At 61.6% G+C, this 18255-nt stretch carries 17 protein-coding genes and 1 tRNA gene; 12 read left to right on the forward strand and 6 right to left on the reverse strand.

Annotated elements, in window-relative coordinates:
* Positions 1-73 precede the first annotated feature (73 nt).
* The 4 genes from AB4M76_RS15980 to AB4M76_RS15995 are packed head-to-tail and all read right to left on the reverse strand — an operon-like array spanning position 74 to position 2602.
* The gene (locus AB4M76_RS15980) at positions 74-646 is read right to left on the reverse strand and encodes a cob(I)yrinic acid a,c-diamide adenosyltransferase (RefSeq protein WP_368442987.1); all 573 of its coding nucleotides are present in this window, start codon (positions 644-646) and stop codon (positions 74-76) included.
* Entirely contained in the window at positions 646-852 is a 207-nt protein-coding gene (locus AB4M76_RS15985; RefSeq protein ID WP_368442988.1) for a twin transmembrane helix small protein, read from the reverse strand. The genes AB4M76_RS15980 and AB4M76_RS15985 overlap by 1 nt, the downstream gene beginning before the upstream one ends.
* 57 nt (positions 853-909) lie before the next feature.
* The gene (locus AB4M76_RS15990; RefSeq protein ID WP_368442989.1) at positions 910-1743 is read right to left on the reverse strand and encodes an SDR family oxidoreductase; all 834 of its coding nucleotides are present in this window, start codon (positions 1741-1743) and stop codon (positions 910-912) included.
* Between the two features lie 58 nt (positions 1744-1801).
* Positions 1802-2602, reverse strand: a complete 801-nt coding sequence (locus AB4M76_RS15995; RefSeq protein ID WP_368442990.1) for an SH3 domain-containing protein — start codon at positions 2600-2602, stop codon at positions 1802-1804.
* A gap of 211 nt (positions 2603-2813) precedes the next feature.
* Here AB4M76_RS15995 and AB4M76_RS16000 point away from each other — a divergent pair, with 211 nt between their 5' ends.
* Positions 2814-5255 carry a DNA topoisomerase IV subunit A gene (locus AB4M76_RS16000; RefSeq protein WP_368442991.1) on the forward strand — a complete coding sequence of 814 codons (2442 nt, stop codon included), beginning with the start codon at positions 2814-2816 and terminating at the stop codon, positions 5253-5255.
* A 41-nt stretch (positions 5256-5296) separates the two neighbouring features.
* Here AB4M76_RS16000 and AB4M76_RS16005 read toward each other — a convergent pair whose 3' ends face one another.
* A complete protein-coding gene (locus AB4M76_RS16005; RefSeq protein WP_368442992.1) occupies positions 5297-6655 on the reverse strand; it encodes a cytochrome P450 in 1359 nt (452 codons plus the stop codon).
* Positions 6656-6781: 126 nt separating this feature from the next.
* Here AB4M76_RS16005 and AB4M76_RS16010 point away from each other — a divergent pair, with 126 nt between their 5' ends.
* On the forward strand, positions 6782-7360 hold the full coding sequence (locus tag AB4M76_RS16010; protein WP_368442994.1) for a hypothetical protein: 579 nt from the start codon (positions 6782-6784) through the stop codon (positions 7358-7360).
* Between the two features lie 163 nt (positions 7361-7523).
* The gene (tuf, locus tag AB4M76_RS16015; RefSeq protein ID WP_174859657.1) at positions 7524-8699 is read left to right on the forward strand and encodes an elongation factor Tu; all 1176 of its coding nucleotides are present in this window, start codon (positions 7524-7526) and stop codon (positions 8697-8699) included.
* 152 nt (positions 8700-8851) lie between these two features.
* On the opposite strand, the gene AB4M76_RS16020 is transcribed toward tuf, so the two are convergent.
* The gene (locus AB4M76_RS16020; protein WP_368442995.1) at positions 8852-9349 is read right to left on the reverse strand and encodes a DUF892 family protein; all 498 of its coding nucleotides are present in this window, start codon (positions 9347-9349) and stop codon (positions 8852-8854) included.
* Positions 9350-9492: 143 nt separating this feature from the next.
* Between AB4M76_RS16020 and AB4M76_RS16025 the strand changes: the two genes are divergently transcribed.
* The 9 genes from AB4M76_RS16025 (at position 9493) to rpoB (ending at position 18247) form a co-directional block, all read left to right on the forward strand.
* Positions 9493-9568: transfer RNA gene (locus tag AB4M76_RS16025), tRNA-Trp, on the forward strand.
* Between the two features lie 116 nt (positions 9569-9684).
* Entirely contained in the window at positions 9685-10344 is a 660-nt protein-coding gene (locus tag AB4M76_RS16030; protein WP_368442996.1) for a hypothetical protein, read from the forward strand.
* Positions 10345-10422: 78 nt separating this feature from the next.
* Positions 10423-10620 (forward strand): preprotein translocase subunit SecE, encoded by a 198-nt coding sequence (gene secE, locus AB4M76_RS16035; protein ID WP_368442997.1) that lies wholly within the window; start codon positions 10423-10425, stop codon positions 10618-10620.
* Between the two features lie 207 nt (positions 10621-10827).
* On the forward strand, positions 10828-11361 hold the full coding sequence (gene nusG, locus AB4M76_RS16040) for a transcription termination/antitermination protein NusG (protein ID WP_067264099.1): 534 nt from the start codon (positions 10828-10830) through the stop codon (positions 11359-11361).
* Between the two features lie 146 nt (positions 11362-11507).
* A complete protein-coding gene (rplK, locus tag AB4M76_RS16045) occupies positions 11508-11933 on the forward strand; it encodes a 50S ribosomal protein L11 (RefSeq protein WP_368442998.1) in 426 nt (141 codons plus the stop codon).
* 1 nt (position 11934) lies between these two features.
* Positions 11935-12633, forward strand: a complete 699-nt coding sequence (gene rplA / locus AB4M76_RS16050; protein ID WP_368442999.1) for a 50S ribosomal protein L1 — start codon at positions 11935-11937, stop codon at positions 12631-12633.
* A 270-nt stretch (positions 12634-12903) separates the two neighbouring features.
* On the forward strand, positions 12904-13419 hold the full coding sequence (gene rplJ / locus AB4M76_RS16055; RefSeq protein WP_368443000.1) for a 50S ribosomal protein L10: 516 nt from the start codon (positions 12904-12906) through the stop codon (positions 13417-13419).
* 74 nt (positions 13420-13493) lie between these two features.
* Positions 13494-13865 carry a 50S ribosomal protein L7/L12 gene (gene rplL, locus AB4M76_RS16060; protein ID WP_368443001.1) on the forward strand — a complete coding sequence of 124 codons (372 nt, stop codon included), beginning with the start codon at positions 13494-13496 and terminating at the stop codon, positions 13863-13865.
* A 245-nt stretch (positions 13866-14110) separates the two neighbouring features.
* Positions 14111-18247, forward strand: coding sequence for a DNA-directed RNA polymerase subunit beta (gene rpoB, locus AB4M76_RS16065; protein WP_368443002.1), 4137 nt, complete (start codon positions 14111-14113; stop codon positions 18245-18247).
* Positions 18248-18255 lie beyond the last annotated feature (8 nt).

The following is an 18255-nucleotide window of genomic DNA, read 5'->3' on the forward strand; positions in this document are numbered from 1 at the left end:
ACAGGCCAAAATCGGCTTTCTGACTGTTTTGAACGCGGCGTTTCCTCGGTTTTTCTCTGTTAGCGCTAATAATCTAGCGGTTCGCGCCGGGCACCCAGAGCACATCCTCCTTGCCCGCGTTATTGGCCATGCGGGCCGCGACAAAGAACCAATCGCTCAGACGGTTGAGGTAGGTCACGGTGGCAGGGTTGATGTCGGTCTGTTCCGACAGCAGCACCGCCAGCCGTTCGGCGCGGCGCGCGACGGTGCGGCAGACATGCAGATGCGCCGCCAGCGCGCGGCCGCCCGGCAGGATGAAACTGCGCAGCGGTTCAAGCTCGGCGTTCATTACGTCGATCTCGCGTTCCAGCCGGTCGACCTGTTCCTGGGTGACGCGCAGGGGCGGGTATTCGGCGTCCTTGTCGCTGGCCATATCAGGGCGGCAGAGGTCTGCGCCGAGGTCGAACAGATCGTTCTGGATACGGGCCAGCGCCTCATCCGTGTCCTTGGTCGCTTCCAGCCGCGCCACGCCGACAAAGCAGTTCAGCTCGTCCGACGTGCCATAGGCTTCGACCCGCGCGTCATGTTTCGCCACGCGCGCGCCATTGCCAAGCGCGGTTGTGCCCTTGTCGCCCGTGCGCGTGTAAATCTTGTTCAGCACCACCATCAGATTGGCCCTCCTCGGAAATAGACATAGGCGAGGATCAGCAGCACGGCGATGAACTGCGCGATGATCCGCCAGCGCATCAGCTTGTTGGCGTTACGTTTGTTGAACTTGCCGCCGGTGGCAAAACCGCCCAGCCCCATCAGGAGCACGACGGCAACCGCGACCACGGCAAGCAGGACGATCACGAAAAACGGATCATTTGGCATGGGCTGTCCTTTCGTTGCCCCGAGATGTAGCGGCGCAGGGCAGCCGCGCAACCAAAATCAACGGCTGGTGACCCAATCCAGCGCCCGCGTCGGCAGGATACGCCGTATAATGCCAGCGATATGGGTCGGGGTTGTGACGAAATAGCGCGGACGCGGGCGGGGGGATTCGACCGCATGGGCCAGTTTTTCGACCACCGCCTCGGGCGGGAGTTCAAAACGGTCCTTCTTGCCGCTGGCGTCATAAAGCCGGGGGCGCATGGTGCTCTCATATTCCGCCGCGCGGGGGCTGTTCTGCCAGTCGATCCAACGCTCAAAGCGCGGGATCGCCTTGGCCCGCAGCTTGGAGGTGACCGGTCCGGGTTCGATCAGGATCACCGCGACCCCGGTGCCGCGCATCTCAAGCCTCAGGGTATCCGTCAGCCCCTCCAGCGCGAATTTCGTGGAATTATACGCCCCGCGCCACGGCATGGCGACCATGCCAAGCACCGAGGAACATTGCACAATCCGCCCATGCCCCTGCGCGCGCATCACCGGGATCACGGCGCGGGTCAGGCTGTGCCAGCCAAAGAAATTCGCCTCGAAAATCTCGCGCAGCGCTTCGGTGGGCAGATCTTCGACCAAACCGGGCGTGGCATGGGCGCCATTGTTGAACAGCGCGTCGAGCCTGCCGCCGGTCTGCGCCAGCACATGGGCGAGGGCGGATTGAATGCTGGCCTCATCCGTATAATCGAGCCGGGGCGCGTCAAAGCCCTCGGCGGCCAGACGGTCGCAATCCTCCTGCTGGCGGCAGGTGGCAAAGACCCGCCATCCCCGGTCGCGCATCCCGTGGGCGGCGGCATAGCCGATCCCGCTGGAACAGCCTGTGATGAGGATCGAACGTATGGCGGACATGAAAAAGGGCCTTTCGACTGAAAGACCCTTCATCGCGTGATGCTATGGGATTGGCAAGTTAGCCCGCCGACAGGAGGAACTCGGCCATCCAGCCCATCTCGTTGCTGTCCAGCGCGCGCAGGCGGACCCAACCCGCGCCATTGTCTTCGATCACTTTCACCGCATCCCCGGCGCCCAGTTTGCCGACAATGCCAAAGTTGGTCCCCGGCCCGCGGCGCACGTTGACGCGGTTGCCGGTCACGGTGCGAATGTCACTTTGCGATGTGCTGATGCGTGTGGTGGTCTGCGCGACCTTACCGGCATCGTCCGGGTCGATCAGGCTTTGGATGATCGCAGGCGTGCCGGTGCTGGTCACGCTATAGCCCGCTGTCTCAGGCGTGCCGCTGCTGGTCGTGGTATAGCCCGCCGTCTGAAGCGCCGTCACTGCGGCTTTGATCGCCTTTGCGCCGGTATCGTTGATGGCGCCGGCGTCGCGTGTGGCGAGGGCCTTGTTGACGGCGGGTTTGTTCACGGCGGGTTTGGCGACGGCTTTTTCGACCATGGCGTGGTCACCGGCGCGGGGCAGATCGCTCAAAGTGGTGAGGTTGAGGGCGACGCGGGTCACTTTGGCGTCATCGATTCTATCTGCCGCTCTGTCCTTCGCGATGCGCTGGTCCTGCAGGATCCGCTTGCGGGCCGCCTCTTCGGCGGCGGCGGTCACAAGGGTGCCAGTCTCGGTCGCGCTTTCGGCAATCGGTGCGGTTTCACGCTCGGACAGGCGCGCCATGCGCTGGCCTGCGGGGTCAAAGTCGGCACCGCCGCTCATTTCGTAGAAAGCCCAGCCCATGAAGCCGAAAGTCAGAAAAATGAACCGTTTCATTGCGCCATACCCCAAGTCTGCGAACATTGCTGTTTCTTCACCGACCCAACGCAAAGCTACCCTGATGGTTCAAAACCTTCTGGCAAAAAATCGCGGATGGTTAATATTTGCGCCCTTGCGTCCCTTGACAGGCGGATGCAGGGCGATCTGAGGCCCGGCTTTGTGAATCCGACGCTTGCCCGCCCGCGGGGGCTTGGCTAAAAGACCCGTCATGTCTGACGTAATTACCCCCCCTGATCGCGACCCGAATGACTTGTCTGAGCCGCTGCGCCGCGCCTTGGGGGAGCGTTATCTGACCTATGCGCTCAGCACGATCATGCACCGTGCTCTGCCGGATGCCCGTGACGGGCTGAAGCCGGTTCACCGCCGGATTCTCTTTGCGATGCGGGAGTTGAAGCTTTCCTCCACCGGGGGGTTCCGCAAATCGGCCAAGATTTCCGGCGACGTGATGGGTAACTACCACCCGCATGGCGATGCCGCGATCTATGACGCGATGGCGCGTCTGGCGCAGGATTTCAACGTGCGTTACCCGCTGGTCGACGGGCAGGGGAACTTCGGCAATATCGATGGCGACAACCCCGCCGCCTCGCGCTACACCGAGGCGCGGATGACCGCCGTGGCCGAAGCCATGTTGGAAGGGTTGAACGAGAACGCCGTCGACTTCCGCGAGAACTACGACGGCACGCTGACCGAACCGGCGGTATTGCCCGCGCAGTTCCCGAATCTGCTGGCCAATGGCTCTTCGGGCATTGCCGTGGGCATGGCCACGAACATCCCGCCGCATAACATTGCCGAGCTTTGCGACGCCTGTATTCACCTGATCAAAACCCCGGACGCCCGCGACGACACGCTGCTGAACTACGTCCCCGGGCCGGATTTCCCCACCGGCGGGGTGATCGTCGAGCCGCCCGAAAATATTGCCAATGCCTATCGCACGGGCCGTGGCTCTTTCCGCCTGCGCTGCCGTTGGGAGGTCGAAGATCTGGGCCGGGGCGCGTGGCAGATCGTGGTCACCGAGATCCCCTATCAGGTGCAGAAATCCAAGCTGATCGAAAAGATCGCGGAGCTGATCCAGACCAAGAAAATCCCGATTCTCGCCGATATCCGCGATGAATCCGCCGATGACATCCGCATGATCATCGAGCCGCGCTCGAAGAACGTCGATCCGGCGGTGCTGATGGGGATGCTGTTCCGCAACTCTGATCTTGAGGTGCGTTTCTCGCTCAATATGAACGTGTTGATCGACGGGCAGACGCCCAAGGTCTGCTCGTTGAAAGAGGTGCTGCGCGCCTTCCTCGACCACCGGCGCGAGGTGCTGCAACGCCGTTCGCGGCACCGGATGGACAAGATCGACCACCGGCTTGAGGTGTTGCAGGGGCTGATCACCGCCTTTTTGAACCTCGACCGGGTGATCGAGATCATCCGCTACGATGACGACCCCAAAGCCGCGCTGATGTATGAGGATTGGAGCCGGACGCATCAGGACACACTGAGCCGCGCGATGGATGAGGCGGCCTATGTCTCGCCCTTGGCCGGTGTCGATGTCTCCAAACTCGCGGTGATCGCCGATGCCGAGGCACAGGCGACGGGCGTGTTGGCCGAAAGCGGCGAGACCCGCGCCGTGCCGCACAGCTATGCGGGGCGCGAGAATGGGCTGTCGGATGTGCAGGCCGAGGCGATCCTCAACATGCGGCTGCGGTCTTTGCGGCGCCTGGAAGAAGACGCGCTGGTGCGCGAACGCGATGCGTTGATGTCCGAACGGGCGGGTCTGGAGGACTTGCTTGAGAATGAAAAGTTGCAATGGACCACCATTGCCGACCAGCTGCGCGCCACGAAAAAGCAATTCGGCAAGGATTGGGTCATCGACGGGGTCAAACGCGGACAGCGTCTGAGCAGCTTTGAGGCCGCGGGCGAGGTCGAAGAGGTGCCGATCGAGGCGATGATCGACCGCGAGCCGATCACCGTGGTTTGCAGCCAGATGGGCTGGATCCGCGCCATGACCGGCCATATCGACCTGAACCGCGAGTTGAAATTCAAGGACGGCGATGGCCCGCGTTTCATCTTCCATGCGGAAACCACGGATCGGCTGCTGGTCTTTGGCTCGAACGGGCGCTTCTACACCGTTTCCGCCGCCAATCTGCCAGGTGGGCGCGGCATGGGCGAACCGCTGCGGCTGATGGTCGATCTGCCGAATGAGGTGCAGATCGTTTCACTCTTTATTCATCAACCGGGGCGTAGGCTGCTGGTGGCCTCTTCGGCCGGGGATGGTTTCATCGTGCCGGAGGATGAGGTCGTGGCCCAGACCCGCAGCGGCAAACAGGTGCTCAACGTGCGCGGCGAAGGTGTCGTGGCGCTGGTCTGTCACCCGGTGTCGGGCGACAGCGTCGCCACCGTGGGCGAGAACCGCAAGGTGCTGGTCTTTGGTCTTGATGAACTGCCCGAGATGGGCCGTGGCAAAGGCGTGCGGTTGCAGAAGTACAAGGACGGTGGCCTGTCGGATGCCACCACCTTTGAACGCGCGGCAGGTCTGAGCTGGCGCGACCCGGCCGGGCGCACGCGGACCGAGGTCGATCTGGCGGAATGGACCGGCAAGCGCGCCAGTTCGGGCCGCATGGCGCCGCGCGGCTTCCCGCGCGACAACAAGTTCAACTGATTAAGGTCAACTGAACGCGACAGCCCCGCCGCACGGCGGGGTCAGTCGAGCGGCTCGGCCGTCATCCAGACCCCACCTTGGGGCCGCAGCGTGAGGATCATCACCGGCTCGGGCTCTTTGCCCGGCACCGGGGTGAACTTGAAGCGGCCCAGCAGCGTGGCGAGGATGATCACCGCCTCTTGCAACGCGAAGCTCGCCCCGATGCAGATCCGAGGCCCGTCCCCGAAGGGCAGATAGGCATAGCGGTCAATCGCCTTGCGGTCGGCAAAACGCTCGGGGCGAAAGGCGTCGGGCTCGTCCCAAAGGAGTTCGCTCCGTCCAAGCGCATAGATCGGGATCATCACCGTATCGCCGGGCAGGATATCGCGGCCACAGAGCGTGTCTTTCTTCAGTGCCGTGCGAGAGATGATCCCCGCCGCCGGGTAGAGCCGCAGCGCCTCGTCGACGATCATCCGCACCAGCGGCAGCTGGTCCACATCCTCGCCGCTGCAGGCGCGATCGCCCAGAACGGATTGCACCTCGGCCCGGGCGCGGTCCTGCCTGTCTTGATCGAACCCCATCAGATACATCGACCAGGCCAGCGTCAGCGCCGTTGTCTCATGCCCGGCGACGATGAAGGTCAGCAGATTGTCGCGCAGCTCGCCGGTGTTCATCTTGCGCTTGGTCTTGGGGTCGACGCCTTCAAGCAGCAGGTCCAGCAGATCGGGCGTGCCGTCATGGCCCCGTGCGACGCGGGCCTCGATGGCCTGATCCGCCATGGCTTTCATCTGTTTCAGCGCCTGGCCCGACATTATGCGCCCCGGCCGCGGCAGCCAGTCGGGAAAGCCCAGAATGTCGAACAGGCTGATCTTGCCCGCCTCGGCGATATAATCGTCAATCGCGCCATGCACCTTGTCGCGGTCAAAAGTGCCATCGCCGGAGAAGGTCACGTCGCCGATCACGTCAAAGGTGGTGGTCACCATCTCATCCAGCATGTTTACCGCCCGCGGTCCCGCGGCGGCGATCCGCTCGGCGGCGCGGCTGGCGGCTGCAGTCATCACCGGGGCGAGGTTGCGCACGTTGCGCTGCGAAAACACCGGGGCGGCGGTGCGGCGTTGCCAGCGCCAATGGGCGCCCTCGGCGATGAAGAGAGACTCTCCGATGGCGGGCCTCAGCAGGTTCTTGGTCACCAGCGACTTGGGGTAATCATCGAGCCGGTCGAGCAGGATCTGCCGGATCGCGCCGGGGTCCATCACCATATGCCAGCGCTTGCCGGTCTTGCCCGAAACCATCGGCTGGGTGGTGGCGATTTTGGGAATGATGCTCAGCACATTGCGCCGCGCCATCTGCAGGCTGCCCCAAAGGCCTACAGGCTCAGTAACAAGCGGCACGCGCACGGGGAGGGGGGCTGGCTCGGTCATGGTGCTGTCCTCATTTGCCCTCAAGATAGAGCCACCCGGCCCGCATGCAACTGCGGCAATTGATTGCGCCGCCTCCGGCCATCGGCTACGCCTTTTGCAATTATTAACGCCCCGAAGGATGTGCCGATGATCCGTGTTCTTGCCGTGCTGATGACCGTTGTGACTTTGGCCGCCTGCAACGGCGCCTCCGATCTGGGCGATGCGCCGACGCCGCTGGGCGATTTCAACCTGCATCACAATATCGTCGTGGCACCGAAAGCACAGAAAGGCCCGCTCAGCCGCGAGGTCAGCAAGGATGAACTGGCCGCCGCCGTGCAGGCCGCCACCGCCGAGCGGTTCGACCGCTATGACGGGGAGCGGTTCTATCACTTCGGCATCAGCGTCGAAGGCTATGTGCTGGCGCAACCCGGCATCCCGCTGGTCTTTGCGCCCAAGTCAATCCTGATCCTGAACCTGACCGTCTGGGATGACGCCAAGAACAAGAAGCTGAACCCCGAGCCGCATCAGATCACGGTTTTTGAATCCCTCGATCAAGGGCCGGTGGTCGGGTCGGGCTATACCAAATCTGCTGAGGAGCAGCTCAAGAACCTCAGCCAGAACGCCGCCAAGGCGATCGAGACCTATCTGGTGAAGCAGAACCGGGAGCAGGGCTGGTTCAACGGCGGCGTCGCCACCGCCGCGCCGCGCAGCTCGGACGAAAGGTAACGCCGGGCCGCAGGCAGAGCGACGCGGCGCCGCGCCCGGAGCGAGGTTTAAAAAGGGGCATCAAGTGCAAGTCCCGCTTGATTTTACCGCCCGAACCCAATACATCGCCCGCCAGATAGGGTTCGGGTCCCCGTTGGGGCCCCTCAATTAAAAGGGCGCCACCATGGCAAAGGCAAAGTTTGAACGTAACAAGCCACACGTCAACATCGGCACAATCGGCCACGTTGACCACGGTAAAACCACGCTGACCGCGGCGATCACCAAGTATTTCGGTGACTTCCAGGCGTATGACCAGATCGACGGCGCGCCCGAAGAAAAGGCCCGCGGCATCACCATCTCGACCGCGCATGTCGAGTATGAGACCGAGAACCGTCACTACGCCCACGTCGACTGCCCCGGCCACGCTGACTATGTGAAAAACATGATCACCGGTGCGGCGCAGATGGACGGCGCGATCCTGGTTGTGAACGCGGCCGATGGCCCGATGCCCCAGACCCGCGAGCACATCCTGCTCGGCCGTCAGGTCGGCATCCCCGCCATGGTCGTCTTCATGAACAAAGTTGACCAGGTCGACGACGAAGAGCTGCTCGAGCTGGTGGAAATGGAAATCCGCGAGCTGCTGTCCTCCTACGACTACCCCGGCGACGACATCCCCGTCGTTGCAGGGTCCGCTCTGGCGGCGATGGAAGGCAACAAGCCCGAGATCGGCGAAGAAGCGATCAAGAAGCTGATGGCCGCCGTGGACGAGTACATCCCGACGCCCGAGCGCGCCGTGGACCAGCCCTTCCTGATGCCTGTCGAGGACGTCTTCTCGATCTCCGGCCGTGGTACCGTTGTGACCGGCCGTGTCGAGCGTGGCGTGATCAACGTGGGCGACGAGATCGAAATCGTCGGCATCCGCGACACCAAGAAGACCACCTGCACCGGCGTGGAAATGTTCCGCAAGCTGCTGGACCGTGGTGAAGCCGGCGACAACATCGGCGCCCTGCTGCGCGGCGTTGAGCGTGACGGCGTTGAGCGTGGTCAGGTTCTCTGCAAGCCCGGCTCCGTGACACCGCACACCAAGTTCGAAGCCGAAGCCTATATCCTCACCAAAGAGGAAGGTGGCCGTCACACGCCGTTCTTCGCGAACTACCGTCCGCAGTTCTACTTCCGGACCACCGACGTGACCGGCACCGTTCAACTGGCCGAAGGCACCGAGATGGTCATGCCGGGCGACAACGTCTCCTTCGGCGTTGAGCTGATCGCCCCGATCGCCATGGAAAACGGCCTCCGCTTCGCGATCCGCGAAGGTGGCCGGACCGTCGGCGCCGGCGTTGTGTCGAAGATCACCGAGTAATCGGAACGGTCGGGCCCTCGGGCCCGTCCCGGACAAACGAAAGGCCGCAGCATCTGCTGCGGCCTTTTGCGTTGTGGGGGCCTCGGTAAGCCTCCAGATACAAAAAGCCGACCCCAGCGGAGCCGGCCTTTGTTGCTTGCGGCTTAACGGGCTCACACCGCGTCAGCGTTCACCCCGCCCTTGGTCGCGATTTCCGTCATGCGGCGGTCGCCATCATAGGTGTGATCCAGCTGCTCTTGCAGCTGCGCGCCGTCTTCATCCTCGCCCAGACGATTGGCGAAAGCCACCAGGCAGCCGTAGCCCGCCAGCGCGTAATGCACCATGCGCTGATACTGGGTGATGATCATGGCATCGCGGGTGTCACTGTCGCCAAAGTCTTCTTCCAGCACATGTTTATGCGCTTCTTTGACGAGCCCCTCCATGCCGAAGCAATGTTCGTCTTCGGGGTCGATATCATGTTTGGCACAGATGGATTTCAGCACATCCATGCCCTTGGCAATGCCATTGCCGCCATCAATCAGCGCTTCCGAAAGTTCCTTGTCCTCCGCCGCGCGGCCCAGAGCATTGGTGGCTTCCAGCGATTGCTTGCAGGCGGAGTAAAGGTCTTGCAGTTGATCGGTATAGACGTCCTTCAGGTTGTTCATCGGCATCTCATATCCTCCGTTTCGGGCTGGGTTCGCCGGGAAAACGTGGGCTGGGCCAGCAATGTTCCGCCTTGTGAAGATTATCGGCAGGAAAGGGCAGATCGGCTCTTGATCCGGCGGCGTTTTGCGACTACCCAAGCCATCGGCATAGGGGTTTAGCTCAGTTGGTAGAGCATCGGTCTCCAAAACCGAGGGTCGTGGGTTCGAGTCCCTCAGCCCCTGCCAGATTTTCCAGCATCTCGGGTTCCGGGCGCGGCGGCGTCAGATTCTTGTCATATTTGCGCCCTCAGCCTGTCTGAATGGCGCGGTAGCTCTTGCGTATCTGCGTGAAAGAGCCTGACATGACCCATACCCAAGACCAGCCTGCGCCAGAAGCGGAACTCGATCCGGCTTCGATGGCGGCGATTCAGAATCTGTTAAAGGATGAGGCTCTATCCTCGCGGGCGGTGGAAAGACCGGCGCCCGAACCGGCACTGCCCTCTGCACATGCTGCGCCCCGGCCAAGGGGACGCGCGGCGCTGCCCATATTGGAGGAGGTCCCGGCTGCACCGTCGCCCCGCAAGGCCAAACCCACGCGCCGACCCGGTCCATTGGCGCGGGGCTGGGGGCGGTTGCGCGGCTATCGCCCGACGCCAAAGCAGGTCATTCTGGCCTGCCTTGTTCTGGTCGTCCTGCTGCGCCCATGGCTCATGGTGGGGCTGCTCTTCGGGGTGGTGGCGCTGCTGCTGGGGCTGTTCCTCGCCCTTGGCTATGACGGGTTTTGGCGCCGTGCCATGGGGCTGGGCCGCTGGTACGCGGGGCGGAACCCTGCGCGGGCGGTCGCGCTGCATGCGCGGCTGGATGCTTTCGCCATGCGGTGGGACGCCGTGTTGGACCGTTTCCCCGAAGGCACGGTCGACGGGCTCTATCTGCCTGATTTCGGCGAGATGGCCAGCGCCGATGCGCGTCATGACGCCGCGCTGGCGCGGCGTTTTGAGGGGCTGCGCAACTCCGAAGGGTAGGCGGCTTTGCAAACACCGTCTTGAAACCGCGCGGCGGACCCGTTACATCCGCCCAATCTGCCAATAGGGAAAGATGTCATGGCCACCACCAATCCGCTTCAGTTCATCCAGCAGGTCCGCAGCGAAGTTGCCAAGGTTGTTTGGCCGACCAAGCGCGAGGTTATGCTGACCACGGTGATGGTGTTCATCCTCGCCGCGCTGACGGCTGTTTTCTTTGCCATCGTCGACATTCTGATCCGTGGCGGCTTGCAGCAGATCTTGGGGATGTTCGGCTGACCTTGGCCAGCTTCGGTGATTTTATGTTTACACCCTTGAAACCTGCCTCCGCGCGGGCTATTGCGCAGACCTGACCTGAAAAGGGCGTGCGGCGATTCGAGTTGCGCGCCGATTTTTTGTTCAGAAGTTTCGAGGCTCGCGCCTCGTTTGATTGACGAATTTACATGCCGGGGCAGCCCGCATGGCAAGACAGGGACCAGAGTTCAGATGGCAAAACGGTGGTATTCGGTCAGTGTCCTGTCGAACTTCGAGAAGAAGATCGCCGAGCAGATCCGCGCATCCGTGGCTGAGCAGGAACTTGAAGACCAGATTGACGAAGTGCTGGTGCCCACCGAAGAGGTGATCGAGGTCCGGCGCGGCAAGAAGGTGACGACCGAGCGGCGCTTCATGCCTGGCTATGTGCTGGTGCATATGGAGATGTCCGACGCGGGCTATCACCTGATCAACTCGATCAACCGCGTCACCGGTTTCCTCGGTCCGCAGGGCCGCCCGATGCCGATGCGCGATGCCGAGGTTCAGGCGATCCTGGGTCGCGTGCAGGAAGGCGAAGAAGCGCCGCGCACGCTGATCCACTTTGAGGTCGGCGAGAAGGTCAAGGTTGCCGATGGTCCGTTCGAGGATTTCGACGGCATGATCGAAGAGGTCGACGACGAGAATCAGCGCCTCAAGGTGTCGGTGTCGATCTTTGGTCGGGAGACCCCGGTCGAATTGGAATTCACTCAGGTCAACAAACAGGTCTGAGTGCGCGGCGGGGCCAGCCCCGCCATCCCGGCGCCTGAGGGAGCCGGTCATTGTGGGAGGGAAGGGTGCCGCGGCGCCTCGGCCCGGACCACGCAACGAAGAACCTGCGGGGCGCGCCCCAAGGGTGTTGAAAGGAGAATGGTCAGATGGCCAAGAAACTCGTCGGTACGATGAAGTTGCAAGTTAAAGCGGGTCAAGCAAACCCGTCCCCGCCCGTGGGTCCGGCTCTCGGTCAGCGCGGCATCAACATCATGGAATTCTGCAAGGCGTTCAACGCCAAGACCGCAGACATGGAGCCGGGCGCGCCTTGCCCGACCGTGATCAGCTACTATCAGGACAAGTCCTTCACCATGGACATCAAGACGCCCCCGGCGTCCTACTACCTGAAGAAAGCGGCCAAGGTGAACTCCGGCGCGAAAACGCCGAGCCGTGAGACTGTTGGTACCGTGACCACCAAGCAGCTGCGCGAGATCGCAGAAGCAAAAGCCGCCGACCTCTCCGCGAATGACGTGGAATCGGCGATGAAAATCATCCTGGGCTCCGCGAAGTCCATGGGCATCGAGGTGAAGTAAGATGGCAAAAATTGGTAAACGCACCCGCGCCGCCCGTGAAGCCTTTGCTGGCAAAGAAGAGATCACCGTTCAAGAAGCGGTAAGCCTCATCAAGGCAAACGCCTCCGCGAAGTTCGACGAAACCATCGAGATCGCCATGAACCTCGGTGTTGACCCGCGCCACGCAGACCAGATGGTCCGCGGTGTTGTCGGCCTGCCCAACGGCACCGGCAAAACCATGCGCGTTGCTGTCTTCGCCCGTGGCGCGAAAGCTGAAGAAGCCGAAAAGGCGGGCGCAGATATCGTTGGCGCAGAAGACCTGATGGAAACCGTGCAGTCCGGCAAGATCGATTTCGATCGTTGCATCGCGACACCCGACATGATGCCGATCGTTGGCCGTCTGGGTAAAGTGCTTGGCCCCCGCAACCTGATGCCGAACCCCAAGGTTGGCACCGTGACCATGGACGTCGCAGACGCCGTGAAAGCGGCCAAGGGCGGCGAAGTGCAGTTCAAGGCCGAAAAGGGCGGTGTCGTCCACGCCGGCGTTGGCAAACTGTCCTTCGACGAAGCCAAGCTGGTTGAAAACATCCGTGCCTTCGTGGGTGCCGTGTCGAAAGCCAAGCCGGCCGGTGCCAAAGGCACCTATATGAAAAAGATCAACCTGAGCTCCACAATGGGCCCGGGCGTGTCGGTCGCTGTCGAAGACGCAACCGCCGAGTGATCCTCGTGGGGTGGGGGAAGCCCCCACCCTGCGACCCGAATTTGGCGGCTTCGGCCGTCAGATACGCAAGGACCAAAAGATCGGTCCGCGCGTCTGTCCGAGACGGAGGGTTTGGGCCACGGCCTGAATAATTCCTTCCTGAGATGGGAAACCGGAAAAACGCTGCCTTCGGGCGGTTTTGGCCGGGACCCTTCATTGGACCCGAATGGGATGCAAAAGACCGCATCCTGAACTGAGCCGGGGGGCAACCCCCAAATTTGGAGTGAAACTGTGGATAGAGCACAAAAAGAACAGCTGGTCGACGAACTCGGCCAGATCTTTGAAAGCTCTGGCGTCGTTGTGGTTAGCCACTACGTCGGTTTGACAGTTGCCGAAATGCAGGACCTTCGGGCGCGCGCACGCGCTGCCGGTGGGGCCGTGCGTGTTGCCAAGAACAGGCTCGCCAAGATCGCCCTTGAGGGCAAGCCATGCGAAAGCATCGCTGACCTTCTGACGGGTATGACCGTTCTGACCTATTCTGAGGATCCTGTGGCCGCGGCCAAGGTTGCTCAGGAATTCGCTAAGGAAAACCCAAAGCTGGTGATCCTTGGTGGTTCCATGGGTGAGAACGCGTTGGACGCCGCTGGTGTCGAAGCCGTGTCGAAAATGCCTTCGCGGGAGGAGCTTATCTCCACCATCGCGGGCATGCTCGGCGCACCTGCTTCGAACATCGCCGGGGCCATTGGCGCACCTGCAAGCAACATCGCATCCATCTTGTCCACCATCGAGGACAAGGCGGCTGCGTAAGGCAAATCGTCAAACTGGCGCACGGGTTGAACACGCGCGTTGGAACACACATATCGTAACGGAAAGAGCTAAACATGGCTGATCTGAAGAAACTGGCAGAAGACATCGTTGGTCTGACTCTGCTTGAAGCACAAGAACTGAAAACCATCCTGAAAGACGAGTACGGCATCGAGCCCGCCGCTGGCGGCGCAGTGATGATGGCCGGCCCTGCTGAAGGTGGCGCTGCCGAAGAAGAAAAGACCGAATTCGACGTCGTTCTGAAGAACGCCGGCGCATCCAAGATCAACGTGATCAAGGAAGTCCGCGGCATCACAGGTCTCGGCCTGAAAGAAGCCAAAGATCTGGTCGAAGCCGGTGGCAAGATCAAAGAAGGCATCGACAAAGCCGAAGCCGAAGACATCAAAGGCAAGCTGGAAGCAGCTGGCGCCGAAGTCGAGCTGGCCTAAGCCAGAGGTGCGCGGCAACGTGCACCACGCATGAACAAGGGCTGGACGGGAATCTTCCTGTCCAGCCTGACCTGTTTTGACGAATGTTCCCAGCCGCGGAGCATTTCTCTGGAGAGGTCCATGGTCGGAGGGGATGCAGTGGGACGCATTCCAAGAATTGACCCGGATTTTCCGCTCTTATGGGCGCGCACCACGGCCCCGGTGGTTGATGCGCTCGGCAAGAGACACGAAAGGTGACACGACACATGGCACAATCCTTCCTTGGCCAGAAACGTCTGCGTAAATATTATGGCAAAATCCGCGAAGTGCTGGAGATGCCGAACCTTATTGAGGTTCAGAAATCCTCTTATGATCTGTTTTTGAACTCCGGCGACGCCGAGACCCCCACCGATGGTGAAGGTATCGCAGGCGTGTTCCAGTCGGTTTTCCCGATCAAGGATTTCAACGAGACTTCGGTGCTTGAATACGTCAAGTATGAGCTCGAAAAGCCGAAATATGATGTTGAGGAATGTCAGCAGCGTGACATGACCTATAGCGCGCCGCTCAAGGTGACGCTGCGTCTTATCGTGTTTGATGTGGATGAAGACACCGGCGCCAAATCGGTCAAGGACATCAAAGAGCAAGACGTGTTCATGGGCGACATGCCCCTGATGACGCCGAACGGCACTTTTGTCGTGAACGGCACCGAGCGTGTGATCGTATCCCAGATGCACCGCTCCCCGGGCGTGTTCTTTGACCATGACAAGGGCAAGACCCATTCTTCGGGCAAGCTGCTCTTTGCCTGCCGCATCATTCCCTATCGCGGCTCCTGGCTGGATTTCGAATTCGACGCCAAAGACATCGTTTTTGCCCGGATCGACCGCCGCCGCAAACTGCCTGTGACGACCCTGCTCTATGCCCTTGGGCTGGACCAGGAGGCGATCATGAACGCCTATTACAACACCGTCACCTACACGCTTGAGAAGAACAAGGGCTGGGTTGCACCCTTCTTCCCCGACCGTGTGCGCGGCACCCGTCCGACCTATGATCTGGTTGACGCGGCCACCGGCGAGATCCTGTTCGAAGCCGGCAAGAAAGTGACACCGCGCGCTGTCAAGAAACTGCTCGACGAAGGCAAGGTCAAAGACCTGTTGCTGCCCTTCGACCATATCGTTGGCAAATTTGCGGCACGTGACATCATCAACGAAGAAACCGGCGCGATCTATGTCGAAGCCGGCGATGAGTTGACGCTTGAGTATGACAAGGACGGCACCCTGATCGGCGGCACCGCGAAAGAGCTGATCGACGCCGGCATCACCGAGATTCCGCTGCTGGACATCGACAACGTCAATGTCGGCCCCTACATGCGCAACACCATGGCGCAGGACAAGAACATGAACCGCGACACCGCGCTCATGGACATCTACCGCGTCATGCGCCCGGGCGAGCCGCCCACCGTCGAGGCCGCCTCCGCGCTCTTCGACACGCTGTTCTTCGATAGCGAACGCTATGACCTCTCGGCTGTTGGCCGGGTGAAGATGAACATGCGTCTGGCGCTTGATAAGCCTGACACACAGCGCACGCTGGACCGTGACGACATCGTCGCCTGCATCAAGGCGCTGGTAGACCTGCGCGACGGCCGTGGCGACATCGATGACATTGACCACCTCGGCAACCGCCGTGTGCGTTCGGTTGGCGAGTTGATGGAAAACCAGTACCGCGTTGGCCTGCTGCGCATGGAGCGTGCGATCAAGGAGCGGATGTCTTCGGTCGAGATCGACACCGTGATGCCGCAGGACCTGATCAACGCCAAGCCCGCCGCGGCTGCCGTGCGTGAATTCTTTGGCTCTTCGCAGCTGTCGCAGTTCATGGACCAGACCAACCCGCTCTCGGAAGTGACGCATAAGCGTCGTCTCTCGGCGCTTGGGCCGGGCGGTCTGACCCGTGAGCGTGCGGGCTTTGAGGTGCGCGACGTGCACCCGACCCACTATGGTCGGATGTGCCCGATTGAAACGCCGGAAGGGCCGAACATTGGTCTGATCAACTCGCTGGCCACTTTCGCCCGCGTGAACAAATACGGCTTCATCGAAACGCCTTACCGTGTCGTGAAGGACAGCCAGGTCACCGACGAGGTGCACTATATGTCCGCGACCGAGGAAATGCGTCACACCGTGGCGCAGGCGAACGCCAACCTCGACGATGACATGAAGTTCGTGAATGAGATGGTATCGACCCGTCAGTCCGGCGACTACACGCTGGCACCGACCGAGAACGTTGACCTGATCGACGTGAGCCCGAAGCAGTTGGTCTCGGTCGCTGCCTCGCTGATCCCCTTCCTCGAAAACGACGACGCCAACCGCGCTCTCATGGGCTCGAACATGCAGCGTCAGGCCGTACCGCTTCTGCAGGCCGAGGCGCCGCTCGTCGGCACCGGCATCGAAGAGGTCGTGGCGCGCGATTCCGGGGCGGCCTACACGGCACGCCGCGCGGGTATCATCGACCAGGTCGATGCCTCGCGTATCGTGATCCGGGCCACCGAGGATCTGGAGCTGGGCGACGCAGGTGTGGACATCTACCGCATGCGCAAGTTCCAGCGCTCCAACCAGAACACCTGCATCAACCAGCGTCCGCTGGTGAAAGTGGGCGAGAAGGTCACCAAGGGGCAGGTCATCGCCGATGGTCCCTCGACCGACATGGGGGAACTGGCGCTCGGTAAGAACGTCGTTGTCGCCTTCATGCCGTGGAATGGCTACAACTACGAAGACTCCATCCTGATCTCCGAGCGGATTTCCCGCGACGACGTCTTCACTTCGATCCACATTGAGGAATTCGAAGTCGCCGCGCGTGACACCAAGCTCGGGCCGGAAGAGATCACCCGCGACATTCCCAACGTCGGCGAGGAAGCCCTGCGCAACCTCGACGAAGCGGGCATCGTCTACATCGGTGCGGACGTTGAGCCGGGCGACATCCTCGTGGGTAAGATCACGCCCAAGGGCGAAAGCCCGATGACGCCGGAAGAAAAGCTTCTGCGCGCGATCTTTGGTGAGAAAGCCTCTGACGTGCGCGACACCTCGCTGCGGGTGAAGCCGGGCGATTTCGGCACCGTTGTCGAGGTCCGCGTCTTCAACCGTCACGGTGTTGAGAAAGACGAGCGTGCGCTGCAGATCGAGCGTGAGGAAGTCGAACGTCTGGCCCGTGACCGGGACGACGAGCTGGCGATCCTTGACCGCAACATCTACGCGCGTCTCAAAGACATGATCCTCGGCAAGGTTGCCGTGAAAGGCCCGAAAGGCGTGAAGGCGAACAGCCAGATCACCGAGGAACTGCTGGAAACCCTGACCCGTGGTCAGTGGTGGCAGCTGGCCCTTGAGGACGAGGATGACGCGAAGATCGTCGAAGCCCTGAACGAGCAGTATGAGATCCAGAAACGGACCTTGGATGCACGTTTCGAGGACAAGGTCGAGAAAGTCCGCCGTGGCGACGATCTGCCCCCGGGTGTGATGAAGATGGTCAAAGTCTTCGTCGCGGTGAAGCGCAAGCTGCAGCCGGGCGACAAGATGGCCGGTCGTCACGGGAACAAGGGTGTGATCTCGAAAGTGGTGCCGATGGAGGACATGCCGTTCCTCGCCGATGGGACCCCGGTCGACTTCTGCCTTAACCCGCTGGGTGTTCCCTCGCGGATGAACGTCGGTCAGATCCTTGAGACGCATATGGGTTGGGCCGCACGCGGTCTGGGTCTGAATGTCGACGAGGCGCTGCAAGAGTACCGTCGTTCGGGCGATCTGACCCCGGTGCGTGAAGCGCTGAGCTTGGCCTATGGCGATGATGTCTACGAAGAGGGCATCAGCGGCATGGACGAAGACACGCTGCTTGAAGCGGCGGGCAACGTGCGCCGCGGTGTGCCGATTGCCACGCCGGTCTTTGACGGTGCCAAGGAAGCGGATGTGAACGACAGCCTCAAGCGGGCCGGGTTCGACACCTCCGGTCAGTCGGTGCTCTTCGATGGTCGTACAGGTGAGCAGTTTGCCCGCCCCGTGACCGTCGGCGTCAAGTACCTCTTGAAGCTGCACCACCTGGTGGACGACAAGATCCACGCACGTTCGACCGGGCCGTACTCCCTCGTCACACAGCAGCCGCTGGGTGGTAAGGCACAGTTCGGTGGCCAGCGCTTTGGTGAGATGGAAGTCTGGGCGCTTGAAGCCTATGGCGCCGCTTACACGCTGCAGGAAATGCTGACCGTCAAGTCGGACGACGTCGCGGGCCGGACCAAGGTCTATGAAAGCATCGTCAAGGGCGAGGATAACTTCGAAGCGGGCATTCCGGAGAGCTTTAACGTTCTCGTCAAGGAAGTGCGCGGCCTCGGCCTGAATATGGAACTCCTGGATGCGGAGGAGGATGAGTGAGGTCTAAA

The sequence above is a fragment of the Sulfitobacter sp. PS-8MA genome (assembly GCF_040933935.1).
Lineage (GTDB): Bacteria > Pseudomonadota > Alphaproteobacteria > Rhodobacterales > Rhodobacteraceae > Sulfitobacter.